The organism is Thermaerobacillus caldiproteolyticus (assembly GCF_015326725.1).
In the GTDB taxonomy this organism is placed as follows: domain Bacteria; phylum Bacillota; class Bacilli; order Bacillales; family Anoxybacillaceae; genus Thermaerobacillus; species Thermaerobacillus caldiproteolyticus.
On record NZ_CP064060.1, the window covers coordinates 1,343,655 to 1,363,253 of the forward strand.

Sequence of the window (19,599 nt, forward strand, 5' to 3'; positions counted from 1 at the left end):
AATATATATACTCCAATATCCATTAGATAGCGCTTTCAACATTAAATAAATTGACCGATTTTTACATGCCCTTTTAATAGATTTCTAGCAATAATCATGCGCTGAATTTCATCCGTACCATCGTAAATTCTCCAAAGTCTTGCTTCGCGGTACCAGCGTTCAATTGGCAGCTCCTTCGTATAACCCATTCCACCATGAATTTGTAGAACTCTGTCTACGACTCTATTTCCCATATTCGCACCGTACAATTTCGCCATCGATGCTAAATGCCGGTTATCCTCCCCTTGATCCAGCGTAAAAGCTGCATTGAGCACGAGCCATTTTGCCGCCTCGATTTCCACCGCCGAATCAGCAATCTGCCATTGAATAGCCTGTCTTTCTGCAATCGGTTTTCCGAAGGTGATGCGCTCTTTTGAATAATCGATCGCCATTTGCAGCAAACGTTCTGCAGCTCCGACTGCTCGCGCTCCAACAACCCATCTCGCATATCCAATCCATTCTAATCCGAGTTTATAACCGCCATGCAATTCACCTAAAATGTTTTCTTCCGGAACGCGGACATTTTCAAATATTAAGCTGGCAGGTCCTGACTGTCCCATCGTATGTATATACTCGGATCTCCAGCCCATATCGCGGTCAACAATAAAACATGTGACTCCTTCACGTCCTAAAGTCGCCTTATGCCTTTCTTTATCAGTAATGGCAATCACCATGACAAAATCTGCTTCATTTCCGCCAGTAATGAACGTTTTTTCTCCGTTTAGCACCCATTCATTTCCGTCTTTTACTGCTGTCATTTTAATATTTCTTGTATCGGAGCCTGCACTAGGTTCAGTCATGGCAAAGCATGATTTTTTCTCGCCGTTGATGGTAGGAATTAAGTATTTTTTCTTCTGTTCTTCATTGGCGTAATAGAGGATATTATCTGCCGATCCTCCAAATTGGAAAGGAACAAACGTTTTCGAAACTTCCATAATTACAATCGCCATCATGACATTCCCGAGATCAGCTCCGCCGTATTCCGCAGGTGTATTGATTCCCCAGAACCCCGCTTCTTTTGCTTTTAATTGAAGTTCCTTAAGTTTACCTGGCGGGAGGCTTGATCTTCCTTCTCTCTCATTTCTCAGCACTTCATTTTCCAGAGGCATGAGCTCTTTTTCTACAAACTTTCTGATGGCTTTTTGGACCATTCTCTGTTCATCTGTGAGGCGCAAGAACATATTATCCTCTCCATTCAAATAAAAATTCTTCTATCTTATGAATATTCATGTTATTTAACAATATACCAACCGGTTGGTATGTTAATTTTATTTTATTAAGAAATTTCAGAAAATACAAGACTTATTTCAATTTTAACAAAACTGTCCGTGCTTTGTATCTGAGCTTTTTCATACAAATTATACCAAGTGCTAATAACATATATAAAAATGCGATCACTCTCATCAGAAAAAGTATGTTGTAGATGACGATATATCCATCCAGAAGTGTATGCTTAGTCACTGTACATTATTTTCAAGATGATGGATTTTCTACGTTCATTTATGCATGCTTATGAGTTTTGCAACAGGTTCACATTTTAAACATAAATGTTTTTTGTATCAAATAATTTTGAACGATCCCTGTATGTTTTTTTCATAATATCCCCTAAAATCAAACGAACTCTTTATGAGTTCGTTTGATTTTTTAGATATTTATTTATTTTTGTAACTGTATCTCCTATTCCTTCATGAATAACAATATCAAATAAATGGTCCATTTTTGTTGGCGTTTTATTAATCATTGCTTTTTTGATTTTAGGAGCTTGATAAGATAAATAAACAGGAATTTGATTAACGGGAGATACTTCAAGGCTCGTTCCCATTGCAATAAAAAGATCACTGTTATAAGCTTTATTTAATGCTTCGTCGAAATTTTGAACCATACCGCCAAACAGCACAACATCAGGTTTTAAAATAAAATTACAAACTTCTCCCTTTTTGTTTGTTTTATTACATCTTGGAACATCATGTTCGTTAATGAACTTTAAATCGTATTTTGTTTGGCATTTTGGACATGTAGCAGTTTGAAGGGTTCCATGTAATTCAATAATGTTGGAATTTCCTGCTTTATGATGCAATCCATCGATATTCTGTGTTAAAACCGTTATATTTTTACCCATATCTTCTAATTTCTTTAAAAATAGATGTCCTTTGTTTGGTTCAAAATTCCCCATTAATTTCAAAGAAAAAATTCGTTTAAATTTTGCCCAAAAATCTTTCGGATTTCTATTAAAATAGTATTCTGATATATAATTCTCTACATCTTCTTCTTGTGAATAAATACCATTATCGCTTCTGAAATCAGGAATTCCCGATTCTGTGCTCATTCCTGCTCCAGTGAATATTGTAATGTTTTTTGCATTTTTAATGATTTGTGCAAGTTCCTTTATTTTTTCCATGGATACTCCCCCTTTCTCTTTTAATTATATATTTTTTCTCTATTTTTTATAAAATTGTTTTTTACACACTCTGATGGTGTTGCAGAACTAAAATAAATACGCAATCTTGTGAATAAGATGAGAAGTATAGTTGTACATACAACAGATATCGATGAAATCCAATATTATCACAGCTGTTTCAGTCCGTCCAACGTCCTTCAACTCATTGAACTGACGCTCATCGTATTCCGGAGTTTGAGAAATTCCTTACCAAGAGGACTAGTAGGTATTACACATTCATAAGTCAAGTCTCTTTACTACGTGCATAATTTCTTTCGTGGATAAATCGATGAAAGGAAGAGGCTTCCTACCTGTTCCTCTATTTTACGAACGTTCTACTATTATTACGCTTAATCGACGATGACAAATCCCGCAGTCTTTTAGACTACGTCTATCGATTAGCAGTAGAGTAAAAAAATCATCCCATACAAAATGGAACTTATATCCCTTGTAATGTAAAAGTTTACCGAGTTTAAGAATCATAGAGACTACTTCTGCCTTCTGAGAGCAGTGCGATCAATCACCATGATTTTCAGACATTGGATACCTAAGTCTTATAGGAGTTGGGCGTTAAAGAAAGAAAAACCTTCCCTTCAAAACCATGAAGCAACTCACGATAACTAGAAAGGCATGGAACTTCTGTGAACCCGCAAATGCGCCGAAAATACAGAAATTGTTTGAGTAGAAAACACCAATTTATGTGAAGATAGAATCGTAAAAACAGGAATTTCAAGAGAGAGCTTCTTGAATTTTCTGGTCTTTGCTGTAGCGTAAAGTCGAAGGTCTTTTTTTTTGTAAAAATATAGATGATAACGTATAGCTTCATGTATGATTTTACTATGAATAAAAACGCAACACCTTAACTTAGGTGTTGCGTTCAAATACGGATACTGAATGCTTTTTCAAAAATGGCTACTTGACTTTTATTCATCCCTTGTTATCCAAAAGATTATCCTTTTAATCGTTGTACCCTACTTAACGAGCACTTCAGGCTCATTGATAAGTTCGTGTTCAATATATGCATACTTCCCATAAGCAGGTTTTTCAGTAAGCTTTTCAAGCGGGATAATCTCTGTTTGTTGAATATCTACCTCAAAACCTAATTTTTCACTTAATTCATGTTTAATAGTAGAAATGATTGCTTCTCCTGCTGGTTCAATAAACTGACATAGAAATTGAACTCGATTACTTGAGATTTTCACTTTCCACATAAAAGGAACCTTACTAAGTGTATAAACAGCCTCCTGCAATTCATAAAAGTTTACAGACTTGTTTTGATATTCTATCACATCTTCTTTTCGACCATAGTGAATCATAATTGGCTCCGTTTTTCCACAATTGCATTGTGCCCCATCAATTAATTGAATAATATCTTGATTAGCATATCGCAAGAGCGGCATTCCTTCCCTTGCTGAAGAAATCACACAATTCCCTTTCACTCCGTTTTCGACAGGGATACCCGAATCATCTACTACCTCGATTTTCACATTTGGGTGATCAATATGGTAATGTCCATTTTCGCATGTCATAAATAATCCGCCCGTCTCCGTGCTTCCAAACAGCAAGTGAACCGGAACACCCCACATTTTTTCAATATATCTTTTTCTTGCCGGTGAAACGAGCTCACCTGCTAAAAGTAATGCCCGTAAACCTTTGGTAGGAAAACGAACTCCCATTTGCATACCGACATGGTATAGTTTTTCGGCTTCGGATGGAAGTAATGTCAAAATAGTGGGATTTGTTCGTTTCATAATTTCTACAACACGTCTATCGGGAGTCACCATACTTGCTTTATCAACACCGATATGAACAGCTCCAACCTTTTGTGATGCCCAATATACAATAAAAGCAGGGATTGCCATCGCAAAAGGGAACCGATTTAAGACGATATCATGTTCATTTAGATTCAAAGAAGATTGAAGAACTACCTGAGCTTCCTGTTCAATATCTTTATGACTGAACCAGCTTGGAGTCGGCGTACCAGTTGTTCCACTTGTCTCATGATAAGTTGCAACCTGATGTAAGGGTACACCTAGTACATCATATGTATCGGCATTTCTAAGATCATCTTTCGTTGTAAAAGGAATACTGCTCCAATCCTCGAGATGAATATTTTTCAACTTTTTTTGGTATAGCTTGGATCGCATTGCAGCCTCGATGAATAATTGATTTTTCATCAGTCATTCTCCCCCTGTTGATTCGCATTATTCACTTTTTGATACAAACGGTGAGTGGACGAAAGGATCTTATTCGCTGCTGTTATTAATTCATCAAAAAGTTCATTCATATTTTGTATTTTTTCTACACCGCCTTTTTGAACTTTTTTGGTAAACTCTGTAATATTTCTAATTTCTTCAGAACCGGCTGAAAGTTGTTGAACAGCAGCTGAAACCTCTATAATTTGTTGTGAAACATTGTTCATGTCTGATTGGATCACTTCAAAAGCGTGTTTTGCGTCATTTACGATACGAATACCATTCGTCACTTCTACTTTTCCTTCGTTCATAAATTCCACGGATTTTGAAATATTTTCTTGGATGGAAGAAACAATTTCGCTAATTTGATTTGTTGACGCAGTCGCCTCTTCAGACAGTTTTCTTACTTCATCGGCAACCACTGCAAAACCTCTTCCATGCTCTCCAGCGCGTGCTGCTTCAATAGCCGCGTTTAATGCCAATAAGTTCGTTTGACTTGAAATTTCCGTAATTGTTTTGACGATATTTCCTATTTCCCGAGAATACTTAGACAAATCGGTAACAACTTTCGAAAGATTTTCGACTTTTTGATGAATCGATTCCATTTGACCAATTATCGTCTCAATGGCCTTAAATCCATCTGCAACAGCCTGTAAAGTTGTCGTGGACGTATTGGATACGTTCTGGGCATTTAAGGCGATTTGTTGGATGCCAGCTGAAATATCCATCATGGCTTCGGTACTTTTTTCTACATTTTCGGATTGAATGTTAGCCCCTTGCAAAATATCCGCCGCTATTTTTGATATATTTTTCATTTCATCACAAAGTGTTTGTAAAGAATCCTTTAATTCTTCGGTATCTTGTTCAAGGCTCTGGAAAAGAACCACCGTTTCATCATTCTCATTGGATAGATCTTGATCTTCTTTACGATTTTGCATTGATTCAACCGAAAACTTTCGATTAAAGAGAACCACAGTAACTAAAATAGAAATAAAGGAAGAAAAGATAGCAGATCCAATCAGCCAGTTAAAAGAATGTTTTACGAAATAAAGTAATAAAAGAATAGTAGGTAAGAAAAATGATATACTTAAAAGCCCGTTCATTTTAGTCTTCATACTCATACAATTACTCCCTTTTTCTTTTTAAGTGAACGTATCGTTATGTGTCTGATGAAATAAATTAAGTGAAACTCTTCCACAACACTTTTTATCCCCCCAAGTTGTACAAAATCAGAACTATATATTATCGAGGTCTTTCCAATCCATCTTTCTAAAAAATCTCTCACATAAATATGAAAAGAATTCCTGATGCAACTATAAACGACTTCTCACCGCTGTGATTTTCGAAATTTTCTCCTTATATTTTATATTCTTACACACTTAATATCGGACTTAAGAATTATCATTTATATAGGAAAAATACCCTATTTCAAAATAAGAGATTATATGCTAAATGTTCTTTTTTAAGATTTAACTTTATTTAGATTCATAGACATTCAAACACCTCTATTCACTGATGTTACTTTGATAAAAAAGCACCATCATTGTGCGTTATCATGCCACCTCTTTAAGTAAAAAAACTTTCGTCATTTTTCTGTTAAGATAAAAAGATCCCTTGATTGCTCAAGGGAAGGAATCGTTGTACTTCGCAGCTTTATTTTTTTAACTAACAGTTTTTCTTTATATTTATAAATAACCTCTTCTTTTTAGACATATCAGGATCAAGTGCTGAACCAAAAGTTGTTCTTTTCTCCTCTTGACAAAATCTTCAAACAAATTGGTTTCTTTCTGATTTTTTTCCACTCGCTTTATCTCTCCCCAATCATGATCATTTCTATTTAATATTACGAATAAAACGAGGGAAATTTTGATGAATATAGACTGATTTGAAATATAAATCTAATCTCCAAACAACATCTGGAATCCTTTAGGAGAACAGAGAGCAGTAAAAAAAGTGAAAATGAATACATTTGAGACTAAGGGTTAGAAAGAAGATGCATCGACTTTCTTTTTGACCGCTTGAAATCAAGACGCTCCTCAAGCAAGGAGCTATATGAAAACACCTTTTATCGAACAATTTAACAATGTAATTCTCTAAGACTCTTCTAAAAATAAATGAAAGACCTTCACAAATTGAAGGTCTTTCATCTGCTTAATTGTTAGCTGAAAGAAGAACGATATTAGATAAACTCCGCCAAAAAGCCTAAATCCAACTGGTTCCCCATAAAGCATTTAGAAATATAACGTATGGAGTTAGTATAGTTTTATGGACACATCTTAGTTAAGTCCTTACAATGTAGTTCAAGGAAGGATGTGTCCGTATGGAACGTAAAAATACAGGCAAAAAATACAATAAAGATTTTAAGAAAACAGTGGTAGACTTATATCATTCCGGTACCTCTGTGAAAGAATTAAGTAACGAATATGGCGTTTCTGAGGTGACAATCTATAAATGGATCAAGAAATTTACTCCTATTGGAACGGGGGAAGAATTCCTCACTCCCAAAGAGCTGGCAGCTATTCAAAAGGAAAACCTTCGGTTAAAACAGGAGATTGAAATCCTAAAAAAGGCTATGGCCATATTCGCGAAAAAGTAAACGATACAGAGCTTATCGATTTTATTGATGAATACAAGAAACAGTACCCGGTTCAGATGATGTGTGACGTGCTGTCTGTTCCTAGAAGTACGTACTATCACTCATTACACAAAACAGAGTCAAACCGTGAGCGTGAAAACCGAGAGTTAACCAAGAAAATCATTCAGATCCATCAAGAGAGTAAAGAACGATATGGAGCTCCGAAAATTCATCAAACGCTGCTTAAAGACGGATGTTCAGTGAGTTTGAAGCGTGTGCAGCGTCTAATGGCAAAAGCAGAGATTCGCTCGATTACCAGGAAAAAATACCGGCCACACTCCAGTCGGGAAAAAGTACTTGAACGTAAAAACCTGTTGGAAAGAGACTTCTCTACCACAACCATCAATGAGAAATGGGCAGCCGATATCACCTGCATCCATACGCTGAAAGATGGCTGGTGTTATTTAGCTTCCGTCATGGATTTACACTCTAAAAAAGTGGTGGGCTATTCATTTTCACGTTCGATGACAACAGACTTGGTAATAAGAGCTTTAGAAAACGCTTACTCAGTCCAGAAACCAACCAAAGGTTTACTCCTGCACACGGATTTAGGTTCACAATATACAAGCTTTGAGTTTACACAATATGTTCAATCTCATGGCATCATTCAATCGTTTAGCCAAAAAGGCTGCCCTTATGATAATGCCTGCGAGTCATTTCACGCCATTTTAAAGAAAGAAGAAGTAAACCATGTGCAATATCTAGACTACCACTCTGCCAAACTAGCGATGTTTCAGTTTATTGAAGGTTGGTACAACAGAAAAAGAATACATAGCAGTTTGGGGTACAAAACTCCCCAATCTGTAGAAGATCAAATCAAACAATCAGCGTAGAACTTAACTTTTTTGTGTCCAAAATATTGACTCAAATTCAGTAAATCGTAAAGATTACAGACAATGTTAAAAGCAGTAAAGGTATAAACTTGAACTTGTCAATCTTTCTAATGGCTATAACAAAGATTAAGATTGTAATGAAGGTAGTAACATAAAATACAAAAATTACACTGTAAAACGTAAGTGGGCCTAAAAATAGACAAAGAACAGAAAATTGTACAAAAAAAGCAAAGTAAGAAAGTGAAATCCACTTTGAATTCCCTTCATTTTTTATGATTCCAATTATTGATAATATGATGGAAGCTATGATTAAAAGTGTAAGAGACCATTCATACAAGAAAAACAAATTCTCTTTATAAACAGCAAATAAATAACCAACTATTGAAAGCGGCAATATCGCAAGTAACAAATAAAAGTTTATTTTTATATACTTAGTTTCTTCCAAATTCTTTCCTCCTTTTTTCTCTCCATATTAAGATTGCTTTTATTCATTAGAACGTGTTGCAAAACACATAGTGAATGCATAAATGTACACAAAAAATCCACCCGTCTTGGAAATCATATACAGTGACCTAAAAAACACATTTCCAAGGGGTGGACACTATCATGATTTCCAATTTTGTTATCGAACATGCAATGAATAGCGAAATGGATCCTCTTTTACGAGCTTTATTTCAATACATCGACCAACTTTCTTTACCAGAAACACCTTATGTGACAGGACGACCACCGATTCCGAAAAAATCATTGTTAAAATGTTTCTTTTTAAAAACCTATTTTTCCATTGATTCTTTACGTCAGTTAGTTGACACACTGAATCGCTTTGGCTGCTTCCGGCGTATTTGTGGACTTAAAGAGGTTCCACATCTTTCTACGTTTTCACGTGCAGGTAAGTGGTTTCGAGAACAAGGATTTTCCGCTTTTAATGCTCAACTTCTCAAAGATTTAGGCGTTCGATATCCAAAAATCGTCATGATCGACAGTACAGCGCTCCGAAGCAGTCTTTATGATTCTCAAGCGAGATGGGGAATCTCCACTCGGTATAACTGGTTTAAAGGTTATAAATTACATCTTTGTACAACGGCAGAGGGAGTCATTTTATCCCATGTCTTCACGACTGCGAATCGAAATGATGCAGCCGTTGCGCTTGAATTATTTCCATCTTTAAAGGAATGGGAGATTGAGTTTGCCCTTGGAGATGCTGCCTATGACAGTGAAAAAGTCCGTCAAATGGCGGAACAAACAGGGATCTTTTTCGTTTCACCGATTAATCCTCGAAATGGTGATGAACGAAAAGATGCCTACGGCCGGGTGATTCCTTCGTTTTTGAAAACAGAATTCGGAAAGTGGTTGTTTCGTTTCCGTAACTCGATTGAGCAGACATTCAATCAATTAAAGAATGATGGACTAGAACAGCCACGTTGGTATGGGTTTAATCGCTATTTACTGCATGTACAATTATGCATTCTTATGCACAATTTTGAGTTTTTACTCTAGTTTTGCAACACCATCTTCATTATTATATTTTCAGTAAATACCAACAAGGTGATTTAACATAGCCAATAAATGAGATCGATAGTATATCTGCGTAATAATCTAAAATATACCAAAAATGGAATATCTAGAGAAATATAAGGTATTGTGATGCGACCATATTTGACTATATAACTCTTTATAGAATGTTCAACATCATTATACAAAAAAGAAACATAAAAAAATGATTTCGCAAGTACTCATCATAAAAGATGATCTCATCTATATTAATATAAAGAATACACAACAAGGACGTTATCTCACTTCTGTCTAAAAAATGGATACAGAGAATAAGATACGTTCGAGGTGTTCAATGATATAAAGAATACAAAATTCAAGCCGTTGAGTTGTGCTTAGAGGACAGGCAAATCGATTGATCAAGCGGCAAGAGAACTGGGCCCTCTTATCCCCCCTTCACCGTTGGGTAACCGAATACAAAGAAAGCAATGGCACGAACTTTGTAAGCTCAGGCAGCATCAAGCCAAAAAAATCAAGAAATCAGTGAGTTATGCCGTTGTAATCAAGAACTGAAGGAGGAATTAACCATCCTTCTTCACCAGAACTCAGAAGTAATTTATGCTTTTGTTTTTTTGAAGATATGTCAAGTTTGTTATAATACTCAAGCCGGAAATCTAGAAAAACGACAGCCCAATCATAAAAATAATTCCAGATACTAATAGCGTAGTGACACAGTATCCCATAATATCTCTCACGCCTAAACCCGCAATTGCGAGAGCGGGGAGCGCCCAAAACGGTTGAGCCATATTCATCCATGCCTCACCGTAAGCAATCGCCATCGCTGCGATACCCGGATTCACTCCCAAAGAAGCAGCAGCAGGCATAATGAAAGGTCCTTGAACGACCCAGTGCCCTCCTCCAGATGGAACAAAGAAATTATATGACTCCTGAACTTAAAAAGGCAAGAATCGGAAAAGTATGCTCATTAGAAATAGAAATAAAGGCATTTGTAATAATACCACCTAATCCTGATTGCTCCATCATCCCTTGAATCCCAGCATAAAAAGGAAATTGAATCAAAATGCCAGCTGTACCACGTGCAGCGTTTGTGATTGCTTGCATATACGATAGAGGAGTACCGTGCAACAATAAGCCCGTAAAAAAGAAAAGTAAATTAACTGTATTCACATCAATTTTAAATCCTTTCGTCACAAAGTAATAAATCAAGTATGCGTATCCCATAGCGACAATGAGAAATGTTAAGATTCTGCTGTTTTCCATACGCACTGCGAAACTTTTCTCATCCGATATAGCCAATGATACATCACTTTTATCTTCAGCAAGTAAATTCGGATCAATCGTTACTACTTCATGAGGCTTCGGCATCATTAATTTTGTCATAATAGGCAAAACAATAAGAAATGATATAGTAATAAATAGATTAAAATCTGTAAAAATAGTTTCCGTTAATGGGATAACCCCAGATATTTTCTCCATCGGATTGCCTGGCGTTGCTGCTAATAAAGGAATCGATCCAGAAAGTCCGCCGTGCCAAGTTAAAAAGCCTATGTAAGCGCTTGCGATTAACAACCGATAATCAGAGCCTGGAACCTTTTTGGCCACTTCTTTAGCAAATAAGGCACCAACAATTAAACCAAATCCCCAATTGATTAAAGATGCGATCGCTGCACCTAATGTCACTAGGACAACACCTTGAGCAGGAGTTTTTGCAATACTTGCAAAGCTTCGTAGCCCGCGTTTAACAAACGGTGAACTAGCTAGAGCATGCCCCGTAACTAAAATTAAACTCATCTGCATAGCAAACGCTAATAAATCCCAAAATCCGTCTCCCCAAAAATGAATCATATCTATTGGACTATGGGGAGTAAAGACAATTCCAGCCACAAACAAAATAGCCGTTAGAATAAGCGCAAATACAAAAGGATCAGGCAAAAATCTCTGTACGATCACTGTAAAAAAATTAGATAATAATTTCATATCATTCTCCTCCCTTATAAAATTATTTTTATAATTATAAATAAACATAATATTTCGAATTTTAACGGTATACCTCCTCCTATCTCTTATGACTAAAATAGGAATGAAGCGAACCAATTTTTAAGGATGTACATATGCCGCTAGTTCATGTTTTTATTTTTTAGTGCATTAATAACAAAAAAGAACATAATTATTGCAAAGACGCGAAGTAGATCGTTTTATGTCTGAGAAGTCGTGTCTCCAAGTTAGTCTTATATAAAACGACAGCTGTTTGGCACCTTATCTGTAGAATTGGAATTAATGTCCGCCACTACTTGGGTCACTAACCGATAGTGTTTGAACATTAGTAGATATCGTGTCTTCTACAGTTTTCCTCTCATCACCACTTTCCACTCAATACCAATAACAAGTAACAGCAACAATCTCCTCCCTTTCATCACATCCACATATATTATATATAACAAAAATACCCGAAATTATGTTATTATCCTTAATTCCCCATCTATAACTCGGTATGAAATAAATAAAAAACTCCGCTTCCGCAAACCGCATCAGTTGTATATTAGATGAAAATGCACTTTATAATAAAATTGAACCAGAGAAATGATTCCTTTTTCTTTTCCTCTTTCCTCCAGATAAAATGACAGCTGAGCGCAAGTTATCTTTTTTGGCTTTCCCCTATTTTTAGGGTAGATAGCGATTAAAAAAGGAATTCCTATATAATAAGGAATTCCCCTTTTTCTTATACAATATAGCCTTATCATATTATTGATGTGATCCCGTATCATTGCAAATAGGGAAACAAATGTTTCCTTAAGTTTTACTGTTCGTTTGGAAAACTTTTCGCTAAGTTGCTCTTTCTCTTACCGTAAAATACATAAATAATCAAACCTATAATCATCCAAACTATAAAACGAATCCAAGTAATTTCAGGCAGGCTGATAATAAGGTAGATTGAAAATCCGATTCCAATCAAAGGAACTACCGGAACAAACGGCGTTCTAAATTTTCTTTCAAGTTCTGGTCGTTTCACTCGCAGCACAATGATGGATGCACAAATTAAGATAAACGCTGACAGTGTTCCAATGTTGACTAGTTCAGCTACCTCAGCAATCGGAGTAAATCCTGAAACGAATGCGGTAATCACACCAATTATTAAAGTCGGACGATAAGGTGATTTAAATTTAGGGTGTACCTTCGTAAACCATTTTGGTAATAAGCCGTCGCGGCTCATGGCAAACCATATGCGTGAACCTGCCAGCATAAAGGAAAATAACACAGACAGAATACCCGCAATAGCAGAAGCAGAAATGATGATCGTAATCCACTTCAACCCGACATCACTAAAGACTTTGGCTACTGGCGCTGCATCATTGAGTGTATGATACGGAGCCATACCTGTAATAACGAGAGACATCCCGATATACAGACATAGGGCAATGGCCAAGGACAATACGACAGCTATCGGCAGATCACGTTGCGGATTTTTTGCCTCTTCTGCCGCTGTAGTTAAGGTGTCATAGCCAAATACAGCAAAAAATACGAGAGCTGCCCCACTCATTACACCATGAAAGCCAAAAGGCATAAAAGGATGCCAGTTAGCAGAATCAACATAGAAACTTCCTACAGCAATCACCACTAGAATAATACTTAACTTAATAACAACCATGAGGTTATTAAATTTAGAACCCCATTCGATACCTAAGTAAAGCAAACCAGCAATGGCAAGGCTAACTAACATCGCAATCAAGTCTACTTTGTGACCAGCTCCAGTGCCCGGAGCGCCTTGTGCCCATGCAGGAAGGTGTATTCCAATTTGTTGGAGAATTTCTTGCATGTAACCAGACCACCCGATAGCTACTACTGCAACAACTAGGGTATATTCAAGTAATAAATCCCATCCAATCAGCCACGCTGCTACTTCTCCTAATACAGCATAGCTGTAAGTGTAAGCGCTTCCAGCGACAGGTATTAAACCAGCAAATTCTGCATAACACAGTGCAGCCGCTGCACTAGCCAGTCCAGCAATAATGAATGATAAGATAACTGCAGGTCCCGAGTGTTCAGCAGCGGCTACACCCGTTAATACAAAGATACCCACCCCAATAATACCACCTAAACCAATTGCAGTAAGTTGCCATAATCCTAAGACTCTATTTAGCCCTGTGTTTTTGGCACCCTCTCGTTGCAATTGGTCAATAGACTTTTTTCTGAAAAAAGCATTCATTGATGTCTCCTCCCTATTGTAACCTTTTAATAATCTAAAAAGAAACAAGTTTTAGATTATTTTATCATAATGGGGCGTGTTGCAAAAGTAAAATAAATATCCAATATTATGAAAATAATAAAAAACACGAATAAATCAGACTTTTTGTTAGTCTTGTTCCACGCAGTTGGTCTTTTGCCTTATTCAACTATCGCACCTACTAGTTGAACAAGGAAAAATGATATTTATTAAGACGCTTTTGTTTGGAATAGTTTTATACCTAACCCTATAAAAACAATGCCCGTTAATTTGTTTAATAGGTTTGCTATTTTTGTATTTTCTCTTAGTTTTTAGTAGCGAATGAAGCAAAATATGCAACAATTAAACATCAAAGAGTACCAGTAGTAATAAACGAAATTCCTAAAATAATAAAGGGAATGGGACCATAAGGATTGTCTGTAATAATAAATTGCGGAAGAAAAGAAATAAAGAATAAAGCTACTTTTGGATTTGTAACATTTGTTATGACTCCCTGCATATATCTCCCCTGATTCCAAATACTGTAATGAAGAAGGTTCAAATTTTAAAAGAGATTGCTAGAAACCTGGAGAATAGGAGCAAGGAAGAAAAATAAAGTTTTCTTCCTTTTTCTTTTGTTTTCTTACTGCTTCTAAGAATTTATCGATATCTGTTTGCCTTTCTGGACCAAAAACAACCGAATGCAAAACCGTTATATGTTTATATCAATTTGCAATTCTTGCGCCCTTCTACTCACTAGAATTTCTCCGCATGGTGATAATAGTGATGAATCTCTTGGATTTTTATTTTCTTCATTCCTTACGCTCTCGATTTCTCGGCCATCGTCAATCGATGATCCGGTCCATAGTCACAATATTTCGGGAGCGGACGTTTTTGATAGACTTCTTATTCCTCCAGCGTCAAATGAAACATGTCCTACTTTTCTCTTTAGACTTGTTTGGACATTCTAAATAATTAAGTTTTGAAATAATAAGGATTATTTAGAATTAATAATCTTTATTTCTTTAATATATTATTACTTTACCAAACTAAAATAATATTATATTATCTTACTGTAATACATAAAAATCAGCTAACGCATTCCTACTATTGTTTAACAAACCCACATCTAGAGTTTTATATAAGGAGGAAATCGCATGGCAACGAAAAAATGGGGCGTATGGATTTTAACCGCATTTGTAGTTGGAAATATGATTGGCGGAGGCATATTTATGCTTCCAGCTAGTTTAGCTCAAGTAGCAAGCCCGATGGGATCAACCCTTGCTTGGATTGCAACGGGATTTGGTGTATGGATGATTGCTCTTGTATTTGGAAATTTAGCTATAAGGAAACCTGAATTAAAAGCAGGACCGCAAAGCTATGCACAAGCGATGTTTTCTTCACCAAAAGCTGGGAATGTAGCAGGATACAGCATGGCATGGGGATATTGGGCAGCGAACTGGGCAGCAACTGCTTCTGTCATTATTTCCTTTGCAGGCTATTTAAGTACCTTTTTTCCGGTTATGCAAAGTAAACAAGTATTACTGACAATTGGGTCTTTTCAACTAGAAGTAGGAAAAGCTCTCACATTTACTGTATGCACCGTTGTTTTATGGGGAATTCAGTGGATTCTTTCTCGCGACTTCAACTATGCTGGAAACATTAATATTTTAACAACAGGAACAAAAGTAGTTGGCTTTCTTATTTTTATTATCTTAACCGTTTGGATATTTGATGCTTCTAATTTAGGAGATGGATTTCATTTTGTAAATAAGAAAGGACAGTCTTTATCTCTTACAAGCCAGATTAATGGGGCAGCCATTACAATGCTGTGGGCATTTATTGGAATTGAATCAGCTGTTATGCTTTCCAATCGTGCCAAATCACAAAAGGATGTAAAAAAAGCTACCCTGCTCGGATTAGTAATCTCTGTACTCATTTATGTCGGTATTACGTTATTGACAATGGGAGCTATTCCTCAAGAAGAATTACAGCAATCGCAAAAACCGCTTGTTGATGCTCTGCGTGCAGTCGTTGGTAACAATGGAGCTTATATTATGGCTATTTTAGCACTCATTTCATTATTTGGGTCTACAATTGGATGGATTGTTGTTAGTTCTGAGGTACCTTATCAAGCGGCAAAAGAAGGATTATTCCCAGCTTTCTTTGCTAAAACGAATAAAAAAGGGAGTCCTGTTCGTTCCTTGTTTATTACGAATTTCATGACACAGCTCTTTTTATTTTCAACGGTGTCTGGAACGGTAAACCAAGCTTACAACTTTGCTATTGTCGTAGCAACACTTGCCTATTTAGTTCCGTACCTTGTTTCTGTTCTTTATCAACTCAAATTGATCATTACAGGAGAGACATATCAAACAACAAAGAGATTGCGAATCTACGACGGAGTTATTACCATTCTAGCTCTGATTTACTCTGTCTGGGTTGTTAAGACAGGAACAGCAGATTGGAACACGTTCTTATTAGGAATTGGATTATTCGTTTTAGGGCTAGTATTATACCCTTTTATCATGAGAAAGCCTATCAATAATGAACAAGTGGAATCAAAAACAGCATAACTTCATGTGACAGGGGACCAAAGAACATCTAAGGTCCCTTTTTGTATACCATTCCATCGTCTAATTAGATTTCTCATATAGTATAACAGTACAAGCCTGTGCTTTTTCCTGTCTGCTACAAGTAGGACCAGCCCCATGTTTCTTGAGTGAAAGTATCTGTTTTACCGGGAATTGACCACAGAAACTTAATCACATCGTCTCATGTGAAGTAATCTTCATAAATGTATTTTTTTATTCGGTCTCAAAGTCCCCATCATTACTCCCTCGATTTATTCATTGCTTCTTTACCACTTCTTGCAGTGCAGCTTCTGTTATGCTTTGTAAAGCTTCCACGCTAAGTTCCACTTGCACGCCGATCCTGCCGCCGCTGACAACAATGTGCTCAAGTTGAGAAGCACTAGAATCAATAAAGGTTGGATAAAGTTTTTTCATGCCTATCGGCGAACACCCTCCGCGGATATATCCTGTCAACTTTTGTATATCTTTTACCGGCACCATTTCTACTTTTTTCTCACCCGTTACTTGTGCAGCTTTTTTCAAATCCAGTTCCGATTCCACAGGGATGATAAACACATAAATGTTCCTGCTGTTCCCCTGCGTTACTAATGTTTTATATACGAATCGAGGATCTTTCCCGATATTATGGGCAACAGAAACCCCATCGATTTTTCCATCTTGACTGTCGTAGGTAATGACATTGTAAGGAATCATTTTCTTATCAAGAACACGCATCGCATTGGTTTTTGCTTTTGCCATTTTTTTCTCCTCCATGTTCGTTTTTGATAAACCGCGTCCCCTTCTTATGTTACGGCTAAGCCCAACTTAGCTCAAGCTGGCGAACGGTTAAGCTGTGAACTAAAATTAACTTTTTTATAAACCACTCAAAGAGGAGTATTTTCAATGGAACAAACATGTTCTGTAATAGGTTTGGAAATCATGATAGTGTTCATTCTTTAGAAGCGTATGGTTTGGTAACTATAATAATTTCCAATAGAGCAGACTTTTTTTTATGTTCATTTATGTATTCATTCTGCGTTTTTGCATAAATATTTTTTATCCGTTCTTTAAATCTTCTTGTATGTTCCTGCCGAAATAAATAGATGTCCCTGTCATTCGCCTTTAGTTAGAAAGATTCAACAAATCTTAAAGAGGTATCAAACCTTTAAAATATTTATACAATATAATATATTTATTTACATGATTTACAAAGGATTTATACCAAACAAAAAAGCCTATTCAAAACGAATAGACTACCATGCATTAGTACGTTATTGTTCTCTCTATAATAAATATTAGAGGGGTTTTGATCAATGTCCGCCGCCACCTGGATCGGTAGGAGCAGGTAATGTTTGAACACTACTAGAAGTTGAAGCTGTTTCCGATTTTGTCCCATAGTCATTCGCCACACCTAATGTTAATGCAAAAGCAGCAATGAGAAGTGATGATAGAAATTTCCTCTTCATTATCATACCTCCTTTTCTTATATCTATTTACATTTTAACCTATATTTATGATATATTTCAACAAAAACACTTAATTTTCAGAACTATCTTTCACTAAATATCTTCTTGGCAATTGAGCGTAAAATAAATCTCCGGCTTTTAAAAATTCTTCTTCCGCAAATCTCATCAATTGTACATCCCCCAAAGCAAGCGCCTTATAGTAAATTTGAAACGGCGAAAGTTTTCCTCTTTCTTTTGCGATTTTCTCTAAAAGATAGAGCGCCCTTTCCTTGGAAGATTCATCCCGTTGTCGGGATAGATAATGGGCTTCTTCTGCCTTATCCGTTAAATATAAATTTTTATACATTCCATTCGTGATTTTGATAAAATCATGGGTTGCATAAAGCATGTTCTCACGGTTTTTAAATTTCTCTGACATCCCTAATTCTTTGAAATGTTCTATCGCCTTTTCGATGTAATAAATACTTTTGCAGTAATCACTGTATACATATATTTCCGCTAACAAACATAGCATAGAATTCACTGTTAACGGAAATTTTTCAAAATTCGATAGATTTATGATCCCCCGCGCCACTTTGATAGCCTCTTCCAGCTGTAGTTGTTTCATATAGTATATGGCCATTACCTCTTTTATCCGGATAACATAAGACTCTCTTATATAGCGGTTTGTAATAGATTCAGCCTGATTTAAGGCATCCTGAGCAAGAGGCAGAATCAATCCATATGATTTTAAACTAAGAAAACTATACAAAGAAGCGATCCTTACTAGAACTTGAACCTCGGGTATCTCAGTTTCATTTCCCATTTTAAATTTAATCATTTCTAATTCATTGTATAATTGAATAGGAGATAATTCGTTTTTATTTCGTTTTAACAAAAGAGAGTATAAATCGCTAAATTTGCTTGGATAGATATCTATTAAATCGGATAATAGCTCATAAAAACAGTTATTGGAAGCCCATTCCATTGCTTCCCTAATATCCTCTTTGCTTTCTGTGCTTAAACAATAATCCAAAATTAATGGCTGTTGGTTATCTTTATCAAATAAAAGATTGATGATTTGTAAAAAATCACTAAAATTCAACTGCCTTGTGCCATTAAAAAACTCATTGATACATGTTAGTGATACATTTAGCATTTTCGCCAAATATGATGGTGAAATCTCTTTTCGCCCTAACTCCTGTCTGATTTGTGATATTATCTTTCTCACTATATACCCCCCTCTACTATTTTTAAATTTTTCTATGAAACAATAATTCTTAAATAGGAGGTAATTAATCTAATTGAAACCGAGCGAAACATTATTAAAGATTTAGTTCTTATAATATCATGATATAAAAAATTCAATACCTATCATGATTCGATAATTACAGGAAATTTTCTTTTCTATTCAAACTACGTCGTTCCCCCTTTTCCGACTAAAAACAGAATACAAACATACCTTCCATTTAATGAGAAAAGGAAATGTCTCAACACTATATTACAAAATATTTATATAGTCAATATTTGAGCATTTGAATATAGTTTCTATATTGTAGACGAAAAAACCTTTACAATTCAATCATGAAAAAATTCCACTAACATCTCCTACCATTTACTTTTCCTGCTCTATATTGATTGATATATTTGAATGTCTTGCTCGCTTAATACGTTTATTGTGATTACTTCCTTTGAAACTAGAACTCACCTCCTTTAGTGAGTTCTTTCT

General features: G+C 35.9%; 10 protein-coding genes and 3 pseudogenes. 3 read left to right on the plus strand and 10 right to left on the minus strand.

The window, feature by feature from the left end; translation table 11 throughout:
* Window positions 1–41: 41 nt before the first annotated feature.
* The 4 genes and pseudogenes from ISX45_RS06550 to ISX45_RS06565 all read right to left on the minus strand — a co-directional run.
* Window positions 42–1,220 (minus strand): acyl-CoA dehydrogenase family protein, encoded by a 1,179-nt coding sequence (locus ISX45_RS06550; protein WP_194520314.1) that lies wholly within the window; start codon window positions 1,218–1,220, stop codon window positions 42–44.
* A 443-nt stretch (window positions 1,221–1,663) separates the two neighbouring features.
* Entirely contained in the window at window positions 1,664–2,437 is a 774-nt protein-coding gene (locus tag ISX45_RS06555; RefSeq protein WP_194520315.1) for an NAD-dependent protein deacylase, read from the minus strand.
* A gap of 1,010 nt (window positions 2,438–3,447) precedes the next feature.
* Window positions 3,448–4,653 carry a phenylacetate--CoA ligase family protein gene (locus ISX45_RS06560; protein ID WP_194520316.1) on the minus strand — a complete coding sequence of 402 codons (1,206 nt, stop codon included), beginning with the start codon at window positions 4,651–4,653 and terminating at the stop codon, window positions 3,448–3,450.
* Between the two features lie 218 nt (window positions 4,654–4,871).
* A pseudogene (locus ISX45_RS06565) lies at window positions 4,872–5,792 on the minus strand (methyl-accepting chemotaxis protein); the annotation flags it as partial.
* A 1,199-nt stretch (window positions 5,793–6,991) separates the two neighbouring features.
* Between ISX45_RS06565 and ISX45_RS06570 the strand changes: the two are divergent.
* Both ISX45_RS06570 and ISX45_RS06575 read left to right on the plus strand, forming a co-directional pair.
* A protein-coding gene (locus ISX45_RS06570) for an IS3 family transposase (protein ID WP_194520318.1) occupies window positions 6,992–8,139 on the plus strand; the annotation gives its coding sequence in 2 pieces (ribosomal slippage) (window positions 6,992–7,241 and window positions 7,241–8,139; 1,149 coding nt in all).
* Between the two features lie 606 nt (window positions 8,140–8,745).
* Window positions 8,746–9,636 carry a transposase gene (locus ISX45_RS06575; protein WP_407649721.1) on the plus strand — a complete coding sequence of 297 codons (891 nt, stop codon included), beginning with the start codon at window positions 8,746–8,748 and terminating at the stop codon, window positions 9,634–9,636.
* A 668-nt stretch (window positions 9,637–10,304) separates the two neighbouring features.
* Here ISX45_RS06575 and ISX45_RS06580 read toward each other — a convergent pair.
* The 3 genes and pseudogenes from ISX45_RS06580 to ISX45_RS20045 form a co-directional block, all read right to left on the minus strand.
* Window positions 10,305–11,628: pseudogene (locus ISX45_RS06580) on the minus strand (TIGR00366 family protein).
* An 820-nt stretch (window positions 11,629–12,448) separates the two neighbouring features.
* On the minus strand, window positions 12,449–13,855 hold the full coding sequence (locus ISX45_RS06585; RefSeq protein WP_194520319.1) for an amino acid permease: 1,407 nt from the start codon (window positions 13,853–13,855) through the stop codon (window positions 12,449–12,451).
* A gap of 227 nt (window positions 13,856–14,082) precedes the next feature.
* Window positions 14,083–14,375 (minus strand): annotated as a pseudogene (locus ISX45_RS20045) (LysE family translocator); the annotation flags it as partial.
* A gap of 634 nt (window positions 14,376–15,009) precedes the next feature.
* Here ISX45_RS20045 and ISX45_RS06595 point away from each other — a divergent pair.
* Window positions 15,010–16,428 (plus strand): amino acid permease, encoded by a 1,419-nt coding sequence (locus tag ISX45_RS06595; protein WP_181556904.1) that lies wholly within the window; start codon window positions 15,010–15,012, stop codon window positions 16,426–16,428.
* A 273-nt stretch (window positions 16,429–16,701) separates the two neighbouring features.
* On the opposite strand, the gene ybaK is transcribed toward ISX45_RS06595, so the two are convergent.
* From ybaK to ISX45_RS06610, 3 genes are all read right to left on the minus strand, one after another.
* Complete coding sequence (ybaK, locus tag ISX45_RS06600) at window positions 16,702–17,184, minus strand: Cys-tRNA(Pro) deacylase (RefSeq protein WP_194520320.1); 483 nt, start codon at window positions 17,182–17,184, stop codon at window positions 16,702–16,704.
* A gap of 551 nt (window positions 17,185–17,735) precedes the next feature.
* A complete protein-coding gene (locus ISX45_RS06605; RefSeq protein ID WP_181556902.1) occupies window positions 17,736–17,891 on the minus strand; it encodes a hypothetical protein in 156 nt (51 codons plus the stop codon).
* 70 nt (window positions 17,892–17,961) lie between these two features.
* A complete protein-coding gene (locus ISX45_RS06610; protein WP_194520321.1) occupies window positions 17,962–19,101 on the minus strand; it encodes an AimR family lysis-lysogeny pheromone receptor in 1,140 nt (379 codons plus the stop codon).
* Window positions 19,102–19,599: the final 498 nt, after the last annotated feature.

Coding starts and splice junctions, on each gene's coding strand:
- ISX45_RS06550 (WP_194520314.1), bottom strand. CDS start 1,220: ATGTTCTTGCGCCTCACAGATGAACAGAGAATGGTCCAAAAAGCCATC.
- ISX45_RS06555 (WP_194520315.1), bottom strand. CDS start 2,437: ATGGAAAAAATAAAGGAACTTGCACAAATCATTAAAAATGCAAAAAAC.
- ISX45_RS06560 (WP_194520316.1), bottom strand. CDS start 4,653: ATGAAAAATCAATTATTCATCGAGGCTGCAATGCGATCCAAGCTATAC.
- ISX45_RS06575 (WP_407649721.1), top strand. CDS start 8,746: ATGATTTCCAATTTTGTTATCGAACATGCAATGAATAGCGAAATGGAT.
- ISX45_RS06585 (WP_194520319.1), bottom strand. CDS start 13,855: ATGAATGCTTTTTTCAGAAAAAAGTCTATTGACCAATTGCAACGAGAG.
- ISX45_RS06595 (WP_181556904.1), top strand. CDS start 15,010: ATGGCAACGAAAAAATGGGGCGTATGGATTTTAACCGCATTTGTAGTT.
- ybaK (WP_194520320.1), bottom strand. CDS start 17,184: ATGGCAAAAGCAAAAACCAATGCGATGCGTGTTCTTGATAAGAAAATG.
- ISX45_RS06605 (WP_181556902.1), bottom strand. CDS start 17,891: ATGAAGAGGAAATTTCTATCATCACTTCTCATTGCTGCTTTTGCATTA.